Source organism: Frankia sp. Mgl5 (assembly GCF_023242985.1).
Taxonomy (GTDB): domain Bacteria; phylum Actinomycetota; class Actinomycetes; order Frankiales; family Frankiaceae; genus Parafrankia; species Parafrankia soli.
Map to the genome: position 1 here is coordinate 1 of NZ_JALKFY010000324.1, position 239 is coordinate 239.

The window sequence follows — 239 nt, forward strand, 5'->3', positions numbered from 1 at the left end:
TTTCCATACAGGGCGAGCAGATCGGTATCGGCAAAGCGCTCCTTTGTATCGGGATTGTCGAAGCCCCAGCCGTTGAGAAAGTGGACGGAACCGATCACATGATCCCAGGGATACCGCTGGATCACCGATGCCAGCACCGCTTCACCGCCGGGGAAATAGTCCAGTTCAATGCCCAGCTTCAAGCCAACCCCGTCCGCCTCCCAGCATTCTTTCTGGGATTGGATAAACGCGACATACTC

General features: G+C 56.1%; 1 pseudogene. It reads right to left on the bottom strand.

What is annotated here, in order from left to right:
* Positions 1–239: pseudogene (locus tag MXD62_RS09520) on the bottom strand (histidinol phosphate phosphatase domain-containing protein); the annotation flags it as partial.